This window comes from Sphingomonas sp., from assembly GCF_013816785.1.
Classification (GTDB): domain Bacteria; phylum Pseudomonadota; class Alphaproteobacteria; order Sphingomonadales; family Sphingomonadaceae; genus Sphingomicrobium.
In genome coordinates this window covers 98888-121570 of the sequence record NZ_JACDDV010000001.1, presented here as the reverse complement: position 1 = coordinate 121570, position 22683 = coordinate 98888, and the positions used below count along the sequence as shown (strand labels likewise).

The window sequence follows — 22683 nt, the reverse complement described above, 5'->3', positions numbered from 1 at the left end:
GCTTTCAGAACAGATCGTCCTAAATCTGGCCTTCCAACCATTGTTGAATCTGACTGCGGGGGGCGGCGCCGACTTTCTGCGCGACTGGTTCGCCATTTTTGAACAACAGCATCGTCGGAATGCCGCGAACGGCATATTTGCCGGGCGTAGCGGGGTTTTCGTCGATGTTGATCTTGACGATAGTCACCTTGTCCGCCAGCTCGCCGGCGATTTCCTCGAGCGCCGGGCCGATCATCTTGCACGGGCCGCACCATTCCGCCCAGAAATCGACCAGCACCGGCTTATCGGCGCCGAGCACGTCGGCTGCAAAGCTCTGGTCGGTGACGGTCTTGGTGTTCTGGCCCATGATCCGGGATTCCTTCGAGACGCGGTTGAGACCCTCATATGGGGAATGCACAGCGGCGGCTCAAGTCGGAAGCGCGATCAACGCCGGTCCCGAAGTGTAGAGCAGTGCCGCCTCAACCCGGCGATCCGGGAAAATCACGCGCAGCGCCTCGACATAGGCAGCCATCTGGCGACGGTGCGCATCGGGGACCGCGGCGAGGTCGGGCGGCACGGCTCGACCGGTCTTGAAATCGATCACGCGGATCAGGTCAGGGCCGATACACAGGCGGTCGACGGTCCCGGCGATGACCCGGCCGTCGGCAAGGGTCGCGGCGATCGGGGCTTCGGCGAGCTCCTCTGAACCGAACAGATCGGCGAAGCGCGGATCGTGGAGCACGACCAAGGCGGCGTCGGCGATTTCCTGTTGCACCGCGTCGGTTTCCACGCCGGCGCGCTTGAGCCAGTTCAGGGCGAGGTCGCGGCGTGAGGACGGTTCCACCGCGGGGAGCCGTTCGAACAGCGCGTGGAGCAACGTCCCGCGCCGCGCCGCCGCGCGCATCGCTGGGCCCGGAGGGGGCACCGCGTCGCGATCCTCGACGATCTGCGACGGGGCCAACGGACGCGGCGGGCGCGCTTCGACCGGAGCTTGCTCGCGTAGCCAAGGCGGGATCTCGATCGGGTAAAGCGCATCCTTGGCGCGGGCGCGGCGCGGAACGACGGGTTCTGTGCCCTCCCACACTAGCGCGGCGCCCCAGCCCTCGATCTCCTCCGGCCCGGCGCCGAGCGACAGCATCGCCTGCGCCCCCGCGCTGTGCCAGCTGCCCGCCGGCACGTCCTTCTTCGGCTTGACCCCGGCGATCACCAGCCGTTCGGCGGCGCGGGTCAGCCCGACATAGGCGAGCCGCCAATGTTCCTCGAGGTCGGCGGCTTTTGCGGCGTCGATCAAAACGCGGAAAATCGGCGCGCATTCATCCTTGCGCGGGCGGATGAGCGGCAGCTTGCCAACGTCGGTGAGGTCGAATTCCATCGTCAGCAAGGTGCCGCCGACCTTGGCTGGATCGTGGGTCGCATCGGCAAGTAGGACGAGCGGCGCTTCGAGGCCTTTCGCGCCATGAACGGTCATGACTCGCACCGCGTTGAGGGGCGCGGAAGGGTCGCGCTTCACTTCGACATCGCCCTGGCCGAACCAGGCGAGGAAGCGATCGAGCGAGGCGACTTCCTCGGCCTCGAATAGCAACGCGCTGGCAACCAATTCATCAATTGGGTCGCGCGCGGCTTCGCCAAGCCGGCGAATCAGCTTGCTGCGGCCGTCGAGCGGCCCTGAAAGAATGGATTCGAGGAAGCGCGCTGGGGTGGTGTAGTCGGCCTGGGAGAGCCACGCGGACAGGACGGAGTGGGCGTCGGCGTAATGGGCCTGCTCTTCACGACGGCGTTGAAGTTCAGTCCAAAGGCGTCCCTTGCGGGGCTGCGCGAGATCGTAGAGCTGCTGCTGGTCCCAGCCGATCAAGGGCGAAACCAGCAGATTGGCGACCACCAGGTCGTCGAGCGGCTGCACGGCGAAGGCGACCGCCGCCATCAGGTCCTTCACCGCCAGAGGCTTGTGCAGGTGCAGCCGGTCAATGCCTGCCACCGGCACGCCCTGCGCGTAGAGCCGGGCGACGATCAGCGCAGCAAGTTCGGTCCGGCTGCGGACGAGGATGAGGATATCGCCTGCGCAAAGCGCCCGGCCCGTGCTGTCCATGGTCGGAGCTTCGGCGAGCCAGCGCCTGACCTGCTGAGCGACGGCATCGGCATAGAGCCGCACCGGCTCGTCGATCCAGCCCTCCTCGCCTGCGTCGTCGGCGGCCGCGACCCCAGGGTCGTAGGCCGGCCACAGCTCGACCCGGCCCGGACGGCGGGCATGATGAGGGACGTGGCGGTTGGGTGGTTGGGCCAGCCCCATCGCGGCATGCCCGACTTGGTCAATCAGCGCATCGACCACCTCGAGCACCGGCGGTGCCGAGCGAAAGCTGGCGTCGATCGAGAGGTCGCGAAATTCGCGGGTGCGGACCTCTGCCTCGTCGGCCGAGTCGACCAGCGCCGCGGCGCGGTCTGCGATACGGCCGCGAAACGCCTCATATTCCCTGGGGTTGGTGCCTTGAAAGCCGAAGATCGCCTGCTTGTAGTCGCCGACCATGAACAAAGTGCGCCAGCGGTCCTCTGCTTCGGGATTGCCGGTAAAATATTCGGCAGCGAGCGCGTCGACGATCGCCCATTGGTCCGCATTGGTGTCCTGCGCTTCGTCGACCAGGATGTGGTCGGTGCGCTGGTCGAGCTTGAATCGTACCCAATCGCCCATGCCAGGCTGTGCGAACAGACGGCGGGTCCAATGGATCAGGTCGTCGAAGTCGGCGACCCCGGCGGCGCGCTTGGCGCGGACATAAGCGTGAGCGAAGGCCTGACCCGCGCGAAGACCCGCAGCCTGGATTTTGGCGAGAGCCGCGGCGGCACGCAGTGTTCTTATCTCGCTCCACCATAGGGCAAATTCGGCCGCGAGCGAGGCATAGCCGGGCTCAGCGGCTTCCTGCTTCGCCGTGATTTTGCAGGGCTCGCCCTTAGCGGTGACAATCCCGGAGGCGAGACCGTCTAGCAACCCGAGACGGTCGGCAGGCAGGCCGCCCAGGAACGCTGTCAGATTGGCGACAATCTTCGTGCCCGTCGCTGCGCCCCACGCACGGTTGGCGGCGATCAGCCTATCGATCAGGTCGACGTCGATTTCCTCGTCGGCAAGGCGAGCGGCAATCTCACCGTCCGGCTCATCGGTTTCAAGGCCAATCAGGCGATACAACCGCGGCTCGATCATGCCCGGAAGGCCGAGCTCTTCCATTGCTTCGTGCGCATGAGCGCATTCCATTAGATAGCTCTCGGCACCGGCCTCGCCCAGCCTCAGGCTGAGCGTTGAAACATCGGCAATCAATCGCTCGTCCCGGCCCGACTCCGCTTCGGCAAGGAGGCCGGCGAGGGTGCGTCGCGCCAACTCGGCCTCGGCGCGGCCCTCGATCGGGCGGAAGCCGGGTGAGATGCCGGCCTCGGCGGGAAAGGCGGCGAGCAAGGTCTGCGCGAAGCTATGGATGGTCTGGATGCGAAGCCCGCCGCCGGGCGCTTCGAGTACCCGCGCGAACAGGCGGCGCGCACTCTCGATCGCAGGCGGGCTGTTCTCTTCACCCAGCGAGAACAATTCCTGCCGAAGCTCGGCGTTAGGCAAGCGCACCCAATAGGCAAGCCTCTCCCCGATGCGGTTAGCCATTTCCGCCGCGCCGGCCTTGGTGAAGGTCAGGCACAAGATTGAGGAAGGCGGCGTGCCGCGCAGCAGCAAGCGCAATACACGCGACGTCAGCACATGGGTCTTGCCGGTGCCCGCCGAGGCCGACAGCGCGGCATGGACGAGCGGGTCGGACGCGGACGCCTGCGCGCCTTCCAGCAGATGGAACGGCTTCAGCCGGCGCGGCATGATGCACCGCCGTGAACACTTCCCATGCCGACGCGTTCGGCATAGGGATTTGGACCGAACAGAATAACGAGGATGCGATGAGCGAACAGGAGGACGGCGAGCGTCGGACAAAGCTGGTCAAGGCCGGGGTAGCGGTCGGAATTGGGTCGGCCGCGATCGTCGCCGCTTTGCTCTATGCTTCCAAAGTCAAAAAGCCCAAGCGCGGCGGCGAGAAGGCCGACTAATCCAAATGACCAAAGCTCAGTCGCGGCCATACCATTCCTCGAGCCGCATCAGCTGGTCGTAATCCTCGTACGGCGCATAGGCCGGGTTTAGCTTAGCCGTGAATGGCTTCGTTCCGAGCAAATAGTCCGCTGCCGCCGCCGTGAACTGCGCGGCGGAACGCTCGACGAATGCGGCGGCGCCACCCTTGCCGTCGGGCGACTGGCGATAACCGAAGCGGCCTTTCTTCTTGGCCAGCGACCAATATTCATGGGCGCCGGCAACGCCGCTTGTCCCACCAAATCCACCGCGCTCGGCAATCAGCGACAGCAGGCCGAGTTGTAGCGCGAACCCTTCATTGACCGCCTTGGGAGCCGGCGCATGTCCGGTCTTGTAATCGACGATAGCGAGGCTGCCGTCGGGCAGGCGGTCGATGCGGTCGACCTTGCCGTAAAGCTTCACCCCGGAAACATCAGCTTCGCCCATTACTTCGGCCAGCACGGGCTTGCGGCCCGCCGTAGCATCGATGACGGATTGCGCCGCAATCCAGTCGATCGCCTCCATTAACCGTGGCGCCCACAGCGCGCGAAGCATCGGGTGGATCGTCGTGTCGTCAAGCATGGCCCGCGCCCGCGCCTGAAGCCTTGCAGGCTCGCAGCCGTCGACCTCGAACCATTGCTCGAGCACCGCGTGAACCGCGGTGCCTTTCCACGCAGCATGTTGCTGCGCATCGACCGGTTCCATCGGACGCAGCTTGAGGATCGTCTTGGCATAAAATGCGAACGGGTCGGCTTGGAGGCGATCGAGGTCGGTGACGGCGATCTTCTTCGGTCGCGCTTCGATCGGCGGACTCGGCGCCGGGCGCTTGGCCGGATCGGTCGTTACGCTGGCATCGAGCGAATGGGCCAACCGCTCAATGCGTTGGTCCCGGGTCATGCCCCCGGTCATCGCCTGGAGCCGGAGCCAAAAGCGAGACGCGACGGTCGGCGAGCGGCTATCGCGACGAGCGCGTGTAAGCAGGACTCGCGGGGCACCCAAGACGCTCATGAAATCGTGCGCGGCTAGCCCGGTGCGGAACTCCGTGCCCGGCAGGCCGAGTTCACGACGGATGCGCGGGGCGAGCCACGGGTCGGGGCTGGGCAACGAGGGCCACACTCCCTCGTTCATCCCGCCGAGGATCATCAGGTCGGCCTGTTGCAAGCGCGCTTCGAGCAAGCCCCAGATCGAGATACGCGGGTGACCGCCGAAAGGCCGTCGGACTGGGATAGCGTCCATCAATTGACGAAGGATGGGGATAACGTCGTCGGGCGAGATGACGAGGGTCGCGGCTTGTGTTGATTGTTCGAGAGCGGCGAGCAGCTCGGCGGCGGCGCGCCCGTCGGCGCCGCGCCAGGCATTGTCGCCGCAAAGAGAAAGGATTTTTTCGCGCAGTGACGCGGAGAGCGCGGAGAGGGTTTGGACGCCGTCGAGGCTCGCGAGCGGAACAACGCAGGGGCGCATCGTCTGCCAGGCGTCCGCGGCCCCCTTTTCGGCGAACCGTTCGTCGAGGCCGTCGATTCCCGCGCGAGGGCGCGGGCCGCGCAGTGCAAGGTCGAGCTTGCGGGCTGCATCGAGCCAGATGAGCCTCGCTTCCCCCTCCCCACCAACCAGCGGGTGCTTGATCAACGCGAGCAAGGGCACCGGTGCAAGCTGCTCAGCTGCGGCGGCTGCAATGGCCAGCAGCAGCGTTCCCGCCGGCGACTTGGACAGCGGCAAGCCGGCGCTGTCATCGGCCTCTATGCCCCAGCGCATGAGGTGCGCCGAGACGCGGGCGGCCAGGTTGCGATCCGGCGTGACCAGCGCCGCGGTACGGCCTGGGGTCTGGAGCGCCTCACGCAGTGCGATGGCGATCGCCTGTGCCTCGCTCGCCGGATCGGCCAGTTCGGCGACGCGAATGCCGGTCAAGCGTCGCTCGGCGGGCGGAAGGCGCGTCCATTTGTCACTGTACGGCGCCGTGACCATCGCTTGGGAGACCGCGCGACCGCGGACCGCGGGGGAAGCCGCGCGTCCGCCGCCGGGCCACACACGCAGCTCATCGCGCGAAGCATCGATCCGCTCGAGTAGCCGCTTCACATGAAATTGCGGGTGTGTTTCTTCGCCGTGTCCGTCCTCATCGGGGCCGAGCGCGTCCCATTCATCGGCAGGCATGTTCGCCACGTCGGCGACCGCCGGCAGCACGACCGCGCCCTGACCGAGCCGAGCCACACGGGCAAGCAGCGCGGCAACGGCCGGAGCGCTGGTGGTGATTCCCGCCGCGAGGGTGAAGCCCTCGGGCGGACGCTCGGCCCAGCGGTCGGCTAGCGCGTGGAGCAGGCGGCTACGGCGCTCAACAAGGTCGACGACCCCGCGTTCTGCGAGCAGCTCCGGCCAGCGAGCGAGCAAGGTCCGGAAGCGAGCGAGCGCGGCTTGCCAATGCGCGGCGAGTTCGGGGCTCTGGTCGACCGCCTCGGTAAGCCGTGCAGCCGGAATCTCCTCGATAGCCAGCGCGTCCATTGTCCGAGCCAGTTCTACGGCGAGGCGCATCGCTTCGGCCGCGCTTTCACCTTCGGCCCTAAGTTGACCGGCAAGCAACAAGCTGCGCTCCAGCGGGTCGATCGCCGGCGGCACAATGTCGACGAAATCGAGCGGGTCGAGCGCGCCGCCGATCCGATCGCCAAGTTCGGAATCGCCGATCGCGATGAGACGCGGAAGGACGAGGCCCGACCCGCTGGCGCGAACAAAGGCCTCGGTCAGGGTGCGCACGGCGCGATTGTTGGGAAGCAGTAAGCGACCTCGCGCCAGCGCGAGCGGATCGCGGCCGAACGCGCGGACCAGCCCGCTGGCGAGCGCGTCGGCGAAGCTGCGATGGGCGGGGATCGAATAGACCAGCGGGTCGCCGGTCAGGCGGCGCTCGAACAGCCTGGTCTCAGTCATCCTGCAGCGCGCGTTCAGTCGCCGTGATCGACGCCGGACTGCCGACATCGAACCACAGCCCTTGGTGGACCGCGCCGAAGCAACGGCCATCCGCGATGGCCCGATCCCACAGGATATTGGTCGAAAACGGCCCCTCCGGGGCGTCGCGCAGCAAGCGCTTGGCAACCATCTGGATACCGGTGAAAACGAACGGCGCGACGCGGCCTTTTTTGCGGCGCGTCAGGCGGCCGGCCGGACCCATGTGGAAATCACCCTGCCCGCCATGATTGCCGGCGCGCGCCTGCGGAACGAGCAGCAGCAGCGCGTCCATTTCCCCCTCGCGCCAGTGCGAGGCGAGCAGGTGCAACGTATCGGCGGGACCGTCGATCCAAAAATTGTCGCTGTTGATCGCCAGGAACGGGTCGGCGCCGATCATCGGTTCGGCGCGGACCATGCCGCCGCCAGTTTCGAGCAGCCCTGCGCGCTCGTCGCTGACAGTAACGTCGAAGTCGGCGGCCTTTGCCTTGAGATGCGCTTCGAGCGCGTCGGCGAGATAATGAACATTGACGACAATCTTGCCCACGCCTGCCGCGCGCAGCCGGTCGAGGACATGGTCAATCAACGGCTTACCGGCGACCTCGACCAGCGGCTTGGGGCGGCTCGCGGTCAGCGGGCGCATGCGCTTGCCGAGGCCTGCGGCCATGACCATCGCAGTGTCGGGAACGTTGGCGTCGATGTCGGGGCGAAGCGACAGGGCGCGGGCCTTGCGTGTCATGAACCTGCCTCTTGCCAGGCGGCTGCGCGGGTCGATAGCGGAATATTTTCATCGAACCATGCACGGACCGGGGCCAACGCGAGATGCGCCAGATCGCGCTCAAGCAGCCCCCACATGCGCGGTTGGAACACTTTGTAGCGATCTTTGCCGTCGCGCTTCCACAGGCGGCAGAAAACGCCCAATATCCGGGTGTTACGCTGAGCTGCCAATACCCAATATGCACGTTCGAAACGCTCATCGGCTTGCGTTCGATCGACATAGCGGTCGATCATCGCTCGCTCTAGCTCGGGTGGCACGTCGCGGCGTGCGTCTTCGAGCACCGAGACGAGGTCATAGGCCGGGTGGCCCGCTAACGCGTCCTGGAAATCTAGCAGGCCAAAACGCCCGATCCCGCCCTTGCCGTCGATCAGCATGACGTTTTCAGCATGGTAATCGCGGAGGACCGTGACCGGGGCTAGCCCATCGGCGGCAACAGGGGCGAGCGCCTCGCGCCAGACGTCATCCCACGCGCCGACGTCAACCATGTCCAAACCGACCGCAGGAACATACCAGTCGGGAAACAGGCGCAGTTCCGCGAGCCATTCGTCGAGTCCCTGCGAAGATAGGCCGGCCATCGGCGGGTGATCGTGGAGATGCACGAGGATGTCGACCGCGGTTTCATAAAGCTCCCGTTCGGCGGCCGGGTCGGCGTCGAGAGTCTCCCGCATCCGTGCGTCACCGAGATCGTCGAGCAGCAGCAGTCCCTCATCGAAATCGGCGGCCAAAACCCGGGGGGCGGTTAAACCTACTCCTTCGAGCCAGCCGGCGATCTCGACGAACGGACGCGGGTTCTCATGCGGCGGCGGCGCATCCATCAGCACAGCGCGGCGGTCCCCCGCCCGAATGCGGAAATAGCGCCGAAAGCTGGCATCCCCGGCCAGCGGCAAAATCTCGGCGCCCTGCCAACCATGCGCGGCAAGAAACGAAGCTGCGTTTGCAGGCGGAATCATCGGGGGGGCCATCGCCCCTCCCATGACGCGGGCACCTTGGCTGTCAAGGCACGCCCATCATCAGGCGCGATATGGAGCGACAAAGCGAGCGCCTCGGGCCATGCGCCGATCCCGGCACGCTCGGGCCATTCGACCACCAGCACGCCCTGGTCGCCCAACTCGTCGAGGCCAAGTTCGCGCAACTCTTCGCGATCTTCGATGCGATAGAGATCGACGTGCCACAGCGGCAGTTCTAGCGCTTCGTAAGGCTGGACGATGGCAAAGGTCGGGCTTGGCACCTCGCCTTCGTGGCCTAGCGCCGCGAGGAGGCCACGGACGAAAGTCGTCTTGCCAGCCGACAAGGGCCCCGACAGCGTCACGACATCGCCCTTGCGCAGCACGCCAGCCATGCGGGCGCCGGCTTTGATGGTGTCCAATTCCTCGGCCAGCTTCATTGGGGAGCGCGGGGGATCGACAGAGTAACGGAGGTGCCCTCGCCCGGCGCCGAGACCAACTCGACGCTGCCACCGTGCGCCTCGATAAACTGACGAGTGAGCGGCAAGCCGAGACCGAGCGCCGCATCGCCGCGCCCGCCCGCTCCCGACCGGTGAAACCGGACGAACACTTGGCTCTGCTCGTCCAGTTCGATCCCAGGGCCTTCATCCATAACGGTGATGGTCGCCATTTGGTCGTCACCCGCCGCCGTTAGCGAAACATGCCCGCCCTCGTCGGAATAGGCGACGGCGTTGCGAAGGAGATGCTCGACCGATTCACGCAAGCGCCGGGCGTCGCCGATGACACTGCCGGTCGTGTCGCTAATCGACAAATCGAGCGTCTGTTGTTTGGCGTCCGCGCGGTCGCGCAAGGCCTCGGCGGCGGCGCGGCACATGCCGGCGATGTCGACTCGCTCGCGCTCCAGCACGACACCCTTGGTGTCGCCTTGAGTCAAGTCGAGCACGTCGTTGATCAGCTTCGACAGTCGATCGACCGATTCCAAAATCGCGCCGACATAGTCGCTGGCCGCGGCGGGCAGTTTCCCAGCATAGCCAGCGGCGAGCATCTGCGCGAAGCCGCCGATCGAAGTCAGCGGCGTTCTCAGCTCGTAACTCATGCTGGCGACAAAGTCGGTCTTGACTCGGTCAGCCTCCTCCAGTGCGGTCGCCCGCTCGCGCAAGGCAGCCTCGATGCGACTGGAGTCGGTAACGTCGATCATCGTGAACAGTGCATTGCCATCTGGCAGCGGGACCGCGGCGAACTCGAAGTGGCGCCCGTCGGTGAGCGACACGCGCCCGGTGCCCGATTGCCGCCCGCTGGTGGTTGATCGGACCATCTCGCGGACTTGTGCGGCAGCAGTCGGATTGACCAGGCGCTTGGCCATCGCCGGGACGAGCTCGTCGACCCGGGGATGCTCAGCCAGCCAAACCTCGTCCAAATCCCACACTTCCGAGAAGCGACGGTTCCACAGATAGAGGCGCCCATCCGAGGCGAATACGCTAATGACTTCGAACAGATTGTCGAAGGTCGCTGCGCGCACGCGAAGCAACGTGTCGCGAGCCGAGGCGAGCCGGACCTGTTCGGTGCGATCCTCGAAAATGAGGCGCAAGCCACCGTCGGGCATCGGCTGGCCAAGGATGCGTAAATGATCGCCATTGGACAGGATCCAATCCTCCTCGATCGCTTCGTCGGGCGAGGTGAACCAGTCGCGCCGCTCATCCTTCCAGCTGGGGAAGTCGCGCACTTCGGGCAGCCGCCCCTGTTCGCGCATGCGGTCCAGGATGCGGTCGAATTCAGGCCGCTCGGCGAGCCACTCGGGCTCGAGTTGGGCCATGATCGCGAACGGCCGGTTGAAGAAGTCGAGGTGACGATCAGCATCGAACTGGACCGCGCCGGCGGTCATTCGGTCGGACAGTTCGCGCTGTGATTCCTGATGGCGTGCTAGCTCGACCCTGGCATTTTCCAGGTCCTGGATGTCAATCGCGAAGCCGGCCACCGCCCCGGTCGGCAATGGCACGTCGACCAAGCGCAGCATGCGCCGCTCCTGACCGATCGTTGCCGGCTGCACGCGCGAATAGGCCCGGCCGCTTTCGAGCGCCATTTCGGCCCCCGACCGGGCGCTTTGTTCGCCCGCACCGTCGATCAATTCGCTGCCCCGCTCGATCACTTCGGCCGCGTCACGGCCCTCGACCGCCGCGACGAACGCGGCGTTGACCAGGCCCAGGCTGAGGTCGGGGCCGCGGTACCACATCGGGAAGGGCGCGCTTTCGATCAGCTGTGACAATGCGTCGAGCGCGCCCTCCATCTGAGACAGGCGCTGCGACAGCTGAGCCCGTTCGGCCTCGGTTTCGCTAATGTCGAGCAGCCAGAGAAGGACCGTGCCTGGCGGCGCCGGTGGCGCAGCGAGCGCAGCGCGGGCTTCGATCATCCGCTCGCGCCCGGCGAGGCGTAACTGCCGGCGGAATGGGCGACCGCCGAGTCGGAGATCGACAAGCGCGGCAGCCAAGGCGTCGAGATCGTCGCGGGCGATTCCCTGGCCCTCGGCGGCCAGGTCGTCGAGCTGCCGTGACGGCGCCAGTAAGCCGAGATCTCGATGCAATTGCTCATCGATCTCAATCCGCCCATCGGCATAGGCAAACATGGGCCGCGTCGGCGCGGCATCGAGCAGTGCGCGCATGGTTTGCGCCGCGCCGAGAACGGCGTCAGCTCGGCGCAGCCGGCGGGCGGCCAGGATGGCCAGAGCGGCCGCGATCGCCAGCCATAGCGCGGCCATCACGATGATCGCCGCGGCCGCCCTCGCTCCGACTAACATCGCTACCTGACCCTGGTCTTCATGTCGGATCCATAAGGCGGGCAAGGCCGTCACGCAAAGGGCGAGCAGCCGCTGTGTCAAAGAAGTGACAGTTGGCGCAAAACACGAACGAAAAGGGGGTCAGATGGTTGAAACAATGGCGTAAATCGTCGAGCGTGACCACAGATTAACTCCACAGGGATGGTCATCACATGAACAAGTTCAAGTTGCTAGGCACGACCGTGCTGCACTCTGCGGCCTTTACCGGCGCCATCATGATCGCGTTGCCGGCTATGGCACAGCAAACGGCGGGCTCGCAGGACCCCCCAGCAACCTTGACCAGCGAGCAGGAAGTCGAATCGGGAGAAAATGCGGATTGCACTGCCAATCCCTCGGCTGCCGGCTGCCAGGCAATCGTTGTTACCGGCTCGCGCATTCGCCGCCCGAATTTGGATTCGGCCCTTCCGGTGACATCCATCAGCGGTGAAGAATTCTTCGAAACAGGCAACGTCTCGATCGGCGACACGCTCAACGACCTTCCGGCGCTTCGCTCGACCTTCAGCCAGTCGAACTCGACCCGCTTCCTTGGCACTGCTGGCCTCAACCTGCTCGATCTTCGCGGTCTGGGCACTGTTCGCACCCTGGTGTTGCAGAACGGCCGTCGCCACGTTGGCGGCGACGTGTTGAACAGCGGCGTCACGCCCGACGTCAACACCATCCCGACTGACCTGATCGAGCGGGTCGATGTTGTAACGGGCGGTAATTCGGCCGTTTACGGATCGGACGCCATCGCAGGCGTCGTCAACTTCATCCTTAAGGACGACTATGAAGGCGCCCAGCTGCGCGCCCAGGGCGGCGCCAGCAAATATGGCGATGCCGGATCCTATTTCATCAGCGGCCTGTGGGGCACCAACTTCGCAGACGGTCGCGGCAACGTCGCAGTCAACGCCGAATATGCCAGGCAGGAACAATATTTCGGTGCGGGCCGGCCGTTCCTCGCCCGCAACAATGGCTTCTTGGTCGTTGATACCGATCCGATCGACAAAAAGGATACGCCTGAGCTTGAGAATGCGGATGGGACCCCGGACCGGTTGTTCTTCCGCGATATTCGTTCAGCAAGCCTGACCAACACGGGCGTCGTTCGATTTGGCGGCACCACGGCCGCCAATAGCTGCGGCGCGGATCCCCTGGGCGGGCGCTATCCGTGTGTGTTCATCTTCCAGCCGAATGGCACACTGATTCCCGCAACCGGCGAGAGAACGGGCCTTACTCCCGGGAGTTTCGTTGGAGGAAACAGCGAGAATTTTCGTGGCGGCAGGCAGTTCCAGCTGGCGCCGCAGCTTGATCGCTACAACATAAACCTGCTCGCCCACTATGACGTTTCGGACGCGATCACGCCCTTCGTCGAGGCGAAATATTCGCGCACCGACAGCGTCGGCAGCGGCAGTTCCGGTCCCGCGTTCATTCAGGGGGGCACTCTGGGTGATCCGTTCCAGTTCAATGGTGGCCGCAACCGAGAGCAGATCCGTCTCGATAACCCGTTTCTGAGTCCGCAGGCTCGTACGCTAATCTGTGAGCAGCGGGCGCTAAGCAAACAGGGTTGCACCAATGCCACTCAGATCTCCATCCGCGAGAATTTGCTGGGCTTGGGTTCGCGCACTGAGGCAGCGAAGCGCGAGACTTTCCGCATCGTCGGCGGTGTCCGCGGCAACTTCTGGGACGACTGGAATTATGAGGTTTCGGCCAACTACGGACGGCTCAAGGAAGAGACGAAGATCCTCGGCAATCTCGATGTTCAACGGTTCCTGCTCGCCAACGACGCGGTCGACCAGGGAGTCGCCAGAGGTGGCGCCGCGAACGGCAACATCGTGTGCCGCTCGCAAGTCGATCCGAATGCGGCGTTCGGTTATAGCCCGTGGGTGTACGGCACCGATCCCAACGCCAATGCGCGCCTCGCTGCCGACATCGCAGCCTGCACGCCCGTCAATGTATTAGGCGGCAACTTCACCCAGGCCCAGCGTGATTATGTGCTGCGCAACACGATCGCGAGGGGCAAGACGTCCCAGCTCGACTTCCAGGGATTTGTCGGTGGCAACACCGGCAAATTCCTGAACCTGCCGGGCGGCCCGATCAGCTTCGTGGTTGGCGCCGAATATCGTGCTGAAAACGTTTTTTATGACCAGGATGATGATGTCTCGCTTGGCTACACTTTCTACAACGCAATTCCGACCTTTAAAGCGAAGAAGAGTAAGGTGAAGGAAGCGTTCGGCGAAATCCGAATTCCAATTCTGAAGGACACTCCGTTCTTCAACGAGCTGGAAATCAGCGGCGCCGCGCGCGTCTCGAACTACAACATTGGCAACACGGGAACGGTGTGGGCTTATAACGCCAGCGCCATCTGGGCTCCGGTCAAAGACGTAAGGTTCCGCGCTAACTATGGCCGGTCAGTTCGCGCTCCGAACCAGGTCGAACTATTCTCGCTGCCCGGCCAGAACTTCGCGCCGGCCTTCGGCGACCCCTGCTCCTCGATTAATATCGCAACGGGTTCGTCCAATCGTGCCACGAACTGTGCGGCCGCGGGACGACCGGGCGGGACTGACGCAACGACGAATCCAAGTCGGCCTGGGGTCCCCGCTCCCAATCCAACGGGGCCATTTGACTTCCGCTATGATTCATCGCTGGAACTGGTCAGTGGCGGCAATACGGAGCTGCAGGCGGAAAAGGCCGACAGCTACACGGTCGGGGTGGTAGTCACTCCGACGTTCGTGCCGGGCTTCTCGGTCTCGGTCGACTATTATAATATCAACGTGAAGAAGGTCATCACCTCGCCGACTCCGCAGGCGATCATCAATGCCTGCTACGATTTGTCAGATCTGAACAATCAGTTCTGCAGCCTGTTTCAGCGCGCTCCGGCGGGTGGTGCTAACAGCGGTGAACAGGCGTTCCGGATCATCGAGGGCAGCCTGTTCCAGCAGCCGCTCAACTTCGCGAACCTGGTCGCCAAAGGCATCGACTTCGAGGTGGCCTATCGCGGACAATTGGGGGATGTTGGCCGGCTGGACACGCGCCTGACCTACACTCACGTACTCGACCGCTCGAACTTCCTCGATCCGACCGACCCGAAGCGCAAAAATGTAATTGTCGGCAAGAAGGGCGGCGAGCTGGGCGATCCGCGGGACTCGTTCAACTGGAACACGTCCTTCAAGCGCGGTGTGATGACCTTCGGTTACCAGATGCGTTACCTCAGCGCGATGTACCTGAACACCTATGAGGACTTTAACAGTGTCCAGGGTCGTCCGCCGGAGAACGCCGATTATGCCGATCGACAGAAGTATCCGGCAGTGTCGTACCACGACGTACGCCTGAGCTTCGATGCCACCAAGGACTACAACTTCTACCTTGGCGTCGACAACGTGACCAACCGGCATCCACCGCTCGGCCTTACCGGCATCGGTGGCGGCAGTTCCATTTACGACAATCGCGGCCGCTTCTTCTACGCGGGTGCAGTCGCCAAATTCTAATTGGCGTTAACGTCAACACTATTGTGGGGCCGGGTAATTCCGGCCCCTTTTTTTGCAACTGCGCCCAGCAGCAGGTGGACAGCGTTGGTCCCGCGCTCCATTGATTCTGGATGACGAAAACCAAGCCCGGTACAGTCAGTTGCGCAGAAATCGAGCGCCTAGCACTTGGGTTTGAAAGCGAACAACGGCTGGAGGATGCGCGGGACGCGTTCGACGCCGGGCTGCGGCTGGACCCAAGTTCGCAGATCTTTGCCGAAGGCCGCGCCCGCGTCGCAATCCAACTAGGGGAAGAGGATGCAGCCGATCATTGCGCGCGCGCCCTCGCCTTTCATGAGGCCGATCCTGAATTGCAGATGCAAATGATTGAGACGGCAGCAGCCGCGCTCGGAATTGCGGTCATACCGCTGCTGGAAACCTACCTTGCTCGTCATCCCTACAACATCGTTGCACACGAGTTGCTGGCGGACCTTCGAGCGCAAGCGGGCGCGGGCGATAACTTCATCGACAGTTATCCGGCGGCCTTGTCCAAGGATCCTGCCAACAAGCCATTGCTGATGTCCTATTGGAACATTTTGTCCCAGTCGCGCCACTATCGTCAGGCAATCGAGTCGATGGATGCTCATCGATCCAAGTTTGGCGGTGACCGCGACTTCACTATGCTGGAAATTGCCATCGCCGCTCATTCCGGCCAAATCGATCTAGCGGGAAGCTTGCTGGAGAAACTAGACAGCCGGCCGGATGCGCAGCTCGCGCGGGGACTAAATCGGCTGCAAAGGGGCAGCCCCGACGAGGCTGCGATACTTTTGGAAAGTGTTGTCTCGGCGCAGCCTGACAACCTCGAGGCTTGGTCCCTTCTCGAACTTGCCTGGCGGATCACCGGCAATCCTCGTCACGACTGGCTCATCGGCCAGCCCCGGCTCTACGGCACGAGCGAATTGGAACTCAATGCCCCTCAACTAGCTGATATATCGGCGATGCTTCGAACCATGCATCGGTCAAGCTCGCAGCCGATCGGCCAGTCCGTTCGAGGAGGGACCCAAACATCCGGGCAGCTGTTCCTGCGCAACGAACCCGAAATAACCATGCTCACCGATGCATTAGCTGTCGCAATCCGGCAATTCGTTGGGGAGCTTCCCGAAGCTGATCCTCGTCACCCGCTTTTGAGGTACCGAAATATGGGAATGGCCTTCGGTCCGAGCTGGTCGGTGCGTTTCAGGGGCGGAGGCCATCATGCTGCTCACTTCCATCCCGGCGGCATTCTGAGCTCGGCATGCTACATCTGCCTGCCTGAGGCCATCGCTGACAACGAGGATCAACAAGGCTGGCTTGAAATTGGCCGGCCGCCGGTTGAGCTGGGCATCGATTTGCCACCGCTTGCCACCTTTCAGCCCAGGCCAGGCCGACTGGTGCTGTTCCCAAGCTTCCTATTCCATGGGACCCGACCCTTCACCGGCGGCGAGCGGTTGAGCGTGGCCTTTGATTTGGTTGCATTGCCAAAACACTGATCCGATTATCCCGAGCTAACTTTAGTTGCTGTTACCGATTAGCAACAATCTTTAGAAGAGGTTGCCCCCTGTGTGGCGCCAGATTCCAGGGGCCGGCGATGCTTAGATGTGACATTAATGTAACGGAAGAGACCAATCTGGCGCTGTCATCAAAACGCCGTTTGAAAAACGTCGCGGATTGCCGGAATGGCATCGCAATTCTTTCCTAACGCAAGGAACTTTCCGGAATGTCGAAAAATATGCTTTTGTGCGCGACTGCGCTCCGGACGTTTGCAGCTTGCGGGCTCGCATGCACCATCGCCAATCCGGCGCTTGCCCAACAGGCACCCGCGACCGAAACGGTCGAACCCGCGCCGCCGGTCGCCACGCCCGAAGTCCTGGCGAAATCGGACACGCCAGTGAAAACCGACGAAGCCATCGTCGTCACCGGCTCGCGCATCAAGCGGCCGAATCTCGAATCCACCGTTCCGATCATTTCGGTCACAGGGGAAGAGTTTTTCCAGCAGGGCCAAAACAACATCGGCGACTCGCTGAACGAGTTGCCGCAGCTGCGTTCCACCCGCCAGCAAAGCAACTCCAACCTTCAGGTAGGCACTACCGGCCTCAACCTGCTCGACCTTCGTGGTCTTGGCACTCAGCGCACCCTGGTTCTGGTCAACGGTCGCCGGCACGTCGCTTCGGATATCCTGGTCAATGCCGTATCGCCTGATATCAATACCATTCCGAACGACCTTATCGAGCGCGTCGACATCGTGACTGGTGGCAACTCGGCGGTTTACGGTTCCGATGCGATCGCCGGCGTGGTTAACTTCATCCTCAAGCGTGATTTCGACGGATTGCAGGTTCGCGGCAAAGCCGGCGTCTCGGAAGAAGGATTCGGCGGCAACCAGTATGTCTCGGCGATGTACGGGAAAAACTTCAGCGACGGCCGGGGCAATATCACGTTGCACGGCGAATTTGCGCACCAAGATCGCGTCTACGGGTCCGAGGTTCCCTTCATTCGCCGGAACGACGGGCTATTCGTCACCGACATTGACGGCGTTGCTTGTACGGGTACCTCCGCGACCGGCGCGCGTACTCCAGCCGGTTGCGATGTCAACGTCGTCAACGGCGGCGACGGCATTCCGGACCGGACTTTCTTCCGCGACATCCGCCAAGTCAACGTCAGCTACTTGGGCCTGGTCCCGATCGTCCAGCCGGCCGGTGCAGGCGCGCTGTGCGGTACTGGCATACCAAGTGGGACCGGCGCAACCTTGCCCTACAACTGCAATTTCATATTTCAGGCAGGTGGAATACCCGTTCCGGTAACAGGTGCCCGCTTTGGCCAGGGCATCATCGGCAGCATCGCTGGCGGCAATAGTACGACCGGACGCGAGGGACATCTGGTCACGCTGTTGCCGCTGCAGGAGCGGTACAACTTCAACCTGCTGGCGCACTATGAGGTCAGCGAAGCGCTTGAGCCATTTGTCGAAGCCAAGTTCGCTCGGACAATCACGGATGGCGGAAATGCTGGCCCGACCTCAGTTACGGGGAGCTTCGGCCAATTCGATTTCCGCGAACGCTTCCGCCTCGACAATCCTTTTCTCGGTGCCGGCGGTCGGACGACGCTCGCCAATGCTATCCTGACATCGGGCTTCAACACGGACGTGGCATCCCGCAACCCGCTTACGGCGGCGCAACGCGCGGATATCAATAGCGGTGTCTATCGCTTTGTTAATGCGCGGCAACTCATCGACATCGGTGAGCGCAAAGATAGATTCCGGCGGGACACCTATCGTGTCGTGGCCGGCATCCGCGGCGATTTCAATGACGATTGGAGCTACGAAGTTTCCGCAAACTACGGAAAGATGAAGGAAGATGGGACCAGCTCCGGCTACGTCGATAAGCAACGCTTCGCGCTTTCGCTCGATGCCGGACGCAACCCGGCTACGGGCCAGATCCAGTGCCGGTCGCAATTCGATCCCGCTTCCGCGATTCCCTTTCAGAACATTGCATCACCCGCAACGAATCCTGCTGCCCGGGCTGCTGAAATCGCAGCATATGCATCACGCCTCGCGAACGACATCGCGGCCTGCGTTCCCTATAATCCCTTCGGCCTCGCGGATAACAGCGCTGCCGCCAAATACTTCGTGTTTCACGCCCACAACCGCGCCGAACTCAGTCAGTTCGTTGCCTCGGCTTTCGTGGGCGGTGACTCGAGCCAGCTATTCGAGCTGCCTGGGGGCCCAGTCCGCTTCGTCGTTGGTGGCGAATACCGTACCGAGAAGGCCGAATATGTGAACGACCCTTTCATCATCGGGAACTTCACGAATGCGGTTAACGTCGGGCTGTTCAACCCTCCTAAATTTGAGGTCAAGGAAGCCTATGGTGAAATCCAGATTCCGGTCCTCAAGGACACGCCTTTCTTCGAAGAATTGACGCTGAGCGGCGCAGCACGCGTTGCGGATTACAAGGGAGCCACCGGTACCGTCTGGGCCTATAACGCCGGCGTCGACTGGTCGCCAATCCGCGGTCTCCGCTTCCGCGGCAATTATGGCCGTGCGGTTCGCGCTCCGAACTATTCGGAGACGGGGTTCCCGGTAGTTCCCAACTTCGCGCCGGGATTCCAGGATCCCTGCCGTGCCGCCAATATCGGGCAAGGCACGCAATACCGTGCGGCGAATTGCTTGGCGGACCTAGGAGCTGCACTCCTCAACAGTCCCAGTTTCGCGAATATCGCTGCCTTCTCGCTTCCAGTTTTGAGCGGAAGCAACCCGGACCTCGTGGCGGAAACCTCCGATTCCTACACGCTGGGCGCTGTTGCCCAGCCCCGCTTCATCCCTGGCCTGTCGCTAAGCGTGGATTATTATGCAATCACGGTGAATAAAGTGATTACTTCGGTCAGCGCGCAGAATATCGCCAACGGCTGCTACGACCTGCCGACCCTCGACAATCCCTTCTGCTCGCTATTCACGCGTTACCGTGGGGCAGGCGTAAGCGGGGCGGGCGAAATTCCGGGTCAGATCGCCAACAACACGCTCCTTCAGGCTCCGCTTAACTTTGCGAAAAGAGTCAGGAAGGGCATCGATTTCGAGGCCGCGTATCGCACCGGCTTAGGCAGCTTTGCCCGCCTCGACACGCATCTGCTTTACACGCACAATCTGAAGAACAGCAATTTTGAAAACCCTACGCTGCCCAAGTTCGAGAATCGCATTCTTGGCGAGCTGGGCGATCCCGAGGATGAGTTCCGGTGGGATTTGGCGTTGACCCATGGGCCGTTCACCGTTGGCTATCAGATGAGCTACATTGGACCGATGTGGACTGGTTTCTATGAGGACTTCAACAGCTTACAAGGTCGTCCGCCGCAGAATGAGGACTTCGCGGACATCAGGAAATATCCGGCAGTCTTCTATCACGACGTGCGGTTCGAGTGGGCCATGGGGCCTGGTGGAATTGGGCGAGCCATGAATTTCTTCGTTGGTGTTGATAACCTGCTCGATACCGATCCGCCGCTGGGTCTGCAGGGTAATGGCGAAAGGCTAGCGGGCGGCGGCAACGGGTCTCCGATATACAGGACCCGAGGCCGCAATTACTACGCCGGCTTCAAGGCACGTTTCTAAAAGCAATATAGCAAAATCGAATCTTTGGGCCGGGGCTAACCCCCCGGCCCTTTTTTTGTGGCGGCGTGGTCTTAGTGCTGCCAACAAAAGTGACATGACAAGCAACGCCATAGAGCGAGCGGAATCACTGTTCCGCGTCGGCCAGTATCAGGATGGTCTGGACCTGCTCGGCGTGGCCGCAAGGGCAAACGATCCCGATGCGCTCGCCTACCTCGCCAGCATGTCCCTCTCAGGAGACGTCGTGAATCGCGACCTGAAACTCTCCCGCGATCTGTTCCGACGAGCAGGCTTGGCAGGAAGCGTGGCCGGGGCGGCCGCGTATCGCGCCTTCGTTGCCAATGGCACGGGTGGTCCGCCCGACTGGACGGGCGCCGTAAAATTGCTCGAACAAGCGGCGGCGACCGATACGGCGGCGCGGCGCGAGCTGGACCTCATCGCCCGGATGCGCCTCATGGAAAGCGGCGACCCGATCCATCCATGCCCGGCTTTAACTGTATCCAAGTCGCCGGAGGTGCAGGCCTTCGAATCGCTGTTCACCGACGCCGAATGCAATTTCCTCATCGAATCCTCGATGCCGGCGTTCGAGCCTTCAACGGTGGTTGACCCGATCAGCGGCGCCCTTGTCCCGAACCCGGTCCGGACTTCCGATGCGACGGCCTATCCTTGGGTCGCTGAAAGCCCAGCAATTCATGCGCTCTGCCGGCGCCTCGCCGTCGCCAGCGGCACGAAAGTCAACCAGGGCGAGCCGATGCAAGTCCTGCGCTATCGCCCCGGCCAGGAGTATCGGGCGCATTTCGATGCGCTGACCGATACGGACAATCAGCGGATCCTCACCTTCCTTGTCTATTTGAACGACGATTACGAAGACGGGGAGACTGAATTCCTGGCGACGGGTTTGCGCGTGAAGGGACGCAAAGGCGACGCCCTGCTGTTCCGCAACGTCGACCGGCACGGGCAACCCGATCCCAATTCCGAGCACGCGGGACTTCCCGTCGCCAGAGGCGAAAAGTTTCTCGCCTCCCGGTGGATCCGCGAACGTCCATTTGGTCCCGCTAGAGATTAATAGCGATAATGATCGGGCTTGAACGGGCCTTGCTTCGGAACGCCGATATAGCCGGCCTGCTTGTCGGTCAGCGTGGTCAGCTTAACGCCCAATTTGTCGAGGTGGAGTGCGGCGACCTTCTCGTCGAGGTGCTTGGGCAGGACATAGACGTCGTTCTTATACTTGTCGCCGCCGGTCCATAGCTCGATCTGGGCGAGCGTCTGGTTGGTGAAGCTGGCCGACATCACGAAGCTGGGGTGGCCGGTGGCATTGCCGAGGTTGACCAGACGGCCCTTCGACAAGATGATCAGGCGCTTGCCGTCGGGGAAAGTAACCTCGTCGACCTGCGGCTTGATCTCGTCCCACTTCATGTTGCTGAGCGCGCCGATTTGGATCTCGCTGTCGAAGTGTCCGATGTTGCAGACGATCGCCATGTCCTTCATCTCGCGCATGTGATCGAGCGTGATGACGTCGGCGTTGCCGGTCGCGGTGACGAAAATGTCGGCGCGCTTGACCGCCTCTTCCATCGTCACCACCTCATAGCCCTCCATCGCCGCTTGCAGCGCGCAAATCGGGTCGACTTCGGTTACCAGCACACGCGCTCCGCCATTGCGTAAGCTGGCCGAACTACCTTTGCCAACATCGCCGAAGCCGGCGACGCAGGCGACCTTGCCGGCCAGCATCACGTCAGTGCCGCGGCGGATGGCATCGACCAGGCTTTCCTTGCAGCCGTAAAGGTTGTCGAATTTCGACTTGGTGACGCTGTCGTTGACGTTGATCGCCGGGAACGGGAGCTTGCCCTGCTTGGCGAGTTCATAGAGGCGGTGGACGCCGGTGGTGGTCTCTTCCGAAACGCCTTTGATGGCGGCGACCGTCCTGGTCAGATAGCCCGGACGCTCCTTGAGGAAACGCGTCAGCGTCGCGGCGAAGATTTCCTCTTCCTCATTGGTCGGGGTGAATAGGGTTTCGCCGGCCTCGACCCGGGCGCCCCAAAGCGCGAACATGGTCGCGTCCCCGCCGTCGTCGAGGATTAGGTTGCAGGTTTCGTCCTGCCCCCAGTCGAAGATGCGCGCCGCATAGTCCCAATATTCTTCGAGCGTCTCTCCCTTGACCGCGAACACCGGAACGCCCGACTTGGCGATGGCGGCGGCGGCATGGTCCTGGGTCGAGAAGATGTTGCACGACGCCCAGCGGACGTTGGCGCCAAGCGCGGTCAGCGTCTCGATCAGCACCGCGGTCTGGATAGTCATGTGTAACGAGCCGGTAATCCGCGCGCCCTTCAATGGCTGCGACGCGCCGAATTCGCTGCGCAGCGCCATCAAGCCAGGCATCTCGGTCTCGGCAATGTCGATTTCCTTGCGGCCGAAGGCAGCGAGGCTGATATCCTTGACGAGATAATCGCGGGTCATGGTGTCGGCAGTAGTGGCCACGGCAAAGCTCTCCAGAATGAAAATGAAGGGCAGCGCACGGCCGCCCGATCAGTCGCGCCGCCCCTAGCCCTGACAGTCTCCAAAAGCAATCGGCCGGCGTCCTGCGCGGAGG

At 62.9% G+C, this 22683-nt stretch carries 13 protein-coding genes; 5 read left to right on the top strand and 8 right to left on the bottom strand.

Going from position 1 to position 22683, the window contains the following annotated elements; genetic code table 11:
* Positions 1 to 19: 19 nt before the first annotated feature.
* A complete protein-coding gene (gene trxA, locus H0W65_RS00595) occupies positions 20 to 346 on the bottom strand; it encodes a thioredoxin (RefSeq protein ID WP_294002739.1) in 327 nt (108 codons plus the stop codon).
* Positions 347 to 406: 60 nt separating this feature from the next.
* On the bottom strand, positions 407 to 3814 hold the full coding sequence (addA, locus tag H0W65_RS00590; RefSeq protein WP_294002737.1) for a double-strand break repair helicase AddA: 3408 nt from the start codon (positions 3812 to 3814) through the stop codon (positions 407 to 409).
* A gap of 11 nt (positions 3815 to 3825) precedes the next feature.
* Here addA and H0W65_RS00585 point away from each other — a divergent pair, with 11 nt between their 5' ends.
* Complete coding sequence (locus H0W65_RS00585) at positions 3826 to 4038, top strand: hypothetical protein (RefSeq protein WP_294002735.1); 213 nt, start codon at positions 3826 to 3828, stop codon at positions 4036 to 4038.
* Positions 4039 to 4054: 16 nt separating this feature from the next.
* Here H0W65_RS00585 and H0W65_RS00580 read toward each other — a convergent pair whose 3' ends face one another.
* Genes H0W65_RS00580 through H0W65_RS00560 form a run of 5 tightly spaced genes read right to left on the bottom strand, consistent with a single transcriptional unit; the run spans position 4055 to position 11540 of the window.
* Positions 4055 to 6967, bottom strand: a complete 2913-nt coding sequence (locus H0W65_RS00580; RefSeq protein WP_294002733.1) for a PD-(D/E)XK nuclease family protein — start codon at positions 6965 to 6967, stop codon at positions 4055 to 4057.
* Positions 6960 to 7721: a nucleotidyltransferase family protein gene (locus tag H0W65_RS00575; protein ID WP_294002731.1), complete on the bottom strand. Its 762-nt coding sequence runs from the start codon at positions 7719 to 7721 to the stop codon at positions 6960 to 6962. Before H0W65_RS00575 ends, H0W65_RS00580 begins: the two co-directional genes overlap by 8 nt.
* Entirely contained in the window at positions 7718 to 8722 is a 1005-nt protein-coding gene (locus tag H0W65_RS00570; RefSeq protein WP_294002729.1) for a phosphotransferase, read from the bottom strand. The genes H0W65_RS00575 and H0W65_RS00570 overlap by 4 nt, the downstream gene beginning before the upstream one ends.
* A complete protein-coding gene (gene tsaE, locus H0W65_RS00565; protein WP_294002727.1) occupies positions 8707 to 9144 on the bottom strand; it encodes a tRNA (adenosine(37)-N6)-threonylcarbamoyltransferase complex ATPase subunit type 1 TsaE in 438 nt (145 codons plus the stop codon). Before tsaE ends, H0W65_RS00570 begins: the two co-directional genes overlap by 16 nt.
* Positions 9141 to 11540 (bottom strand): PAS-domain containing protein, encoded by a 2400-nt coding sequence (locus H0W65_RS00560; RefSeq protein ID WP_294002725.1) that lies wholly within the window; start codon positions 11538 to 11540, stop codon positions 9141 to 9143. Before H0W65_RS00560 ends, tsaE begins: the two co-directional genes overlap by 4 nt.
* A 146-nt stretch (positions 11541 to 11686) precedes the next feature.
* On the opposite strand from H0W65_RS00560, the gene H0W65_RS00555 reads away from it, so the two are divergent.
* The 4 genes from H0W65_RS00555 to H0W65_RS00540 all read left to right on the top strand — a co-directional run bounded on the left by H0W65_RS00555 (position 11687) and on the right by H0W65_RS00540 (position 21162).
* Positions 11687 to 14995, top strand: a complete 3309-nt coding sequence (locus H0W65_RS00555) for a TonB-dependent receptor (RefSeq protein ID WP_294002723.1) — start codon at positions 11687 to 11689, stop codon at positions 14993 to 14995.
* Between the two features lie 110 nt (positions 14996 to 15105).
* Positions 15106 to 16500 (top strand): putative 2OG-Fe(II) oxygenase, encoded by a 1395-nt coding sequence (locus tag H0W65_RS00550; RefSeq protein ID WP_294002721.1) that lies wholly within the window; start codon positions 15106 to 15108, stop codon positions 16498 to 16500.
* A gap of 227 nt (positions 16501 to 16727) precedes the next feature.
* The gene (locus H0W65_RS00545) at positions 16728 to 20099 is read left to right on the top strand and encodes a TonB-dependent receptor (RefSeq protein ID WP_294002719.1); all 3372 of its coding nucleotides are present in this window, start codon (positions 16728 to 16730) and stop codon (positions 20097 to 20099) included.
* 94 nt (positions 20100 to 20193) lie between these two features.
* On the top strand, positions 20194 to 21162 hold the full coding sequence (locus H0W65_RS00540) for a 2OG-Fe(II) oxygenase (RefSeq protein WP_294002717.1): 969 nt from the start codon (positions 20194 to 20196) through the stop codon (positions 21160 to 21162).
* Here H0W65_RS00540 and ahcY read toward each other — a convergent pair.
* Positions 21159 to 22571, bottom strand: a complete 1413-nt coding sequence (ahcY, locus tag H0W65_RS00535) for an adenosylhomocysteinase (RefSeq protein WP_294002715.1) — start codon at positions 22569 to 22571, stop codon at positions 21159 to 21161. The two genes, H0W65_RS00540 and ahcY, sit on opposite strands and share 4 nt — an antisense overlap.
* Positions 22572 to 22683 lie beyond the last annotated feature (112 nt).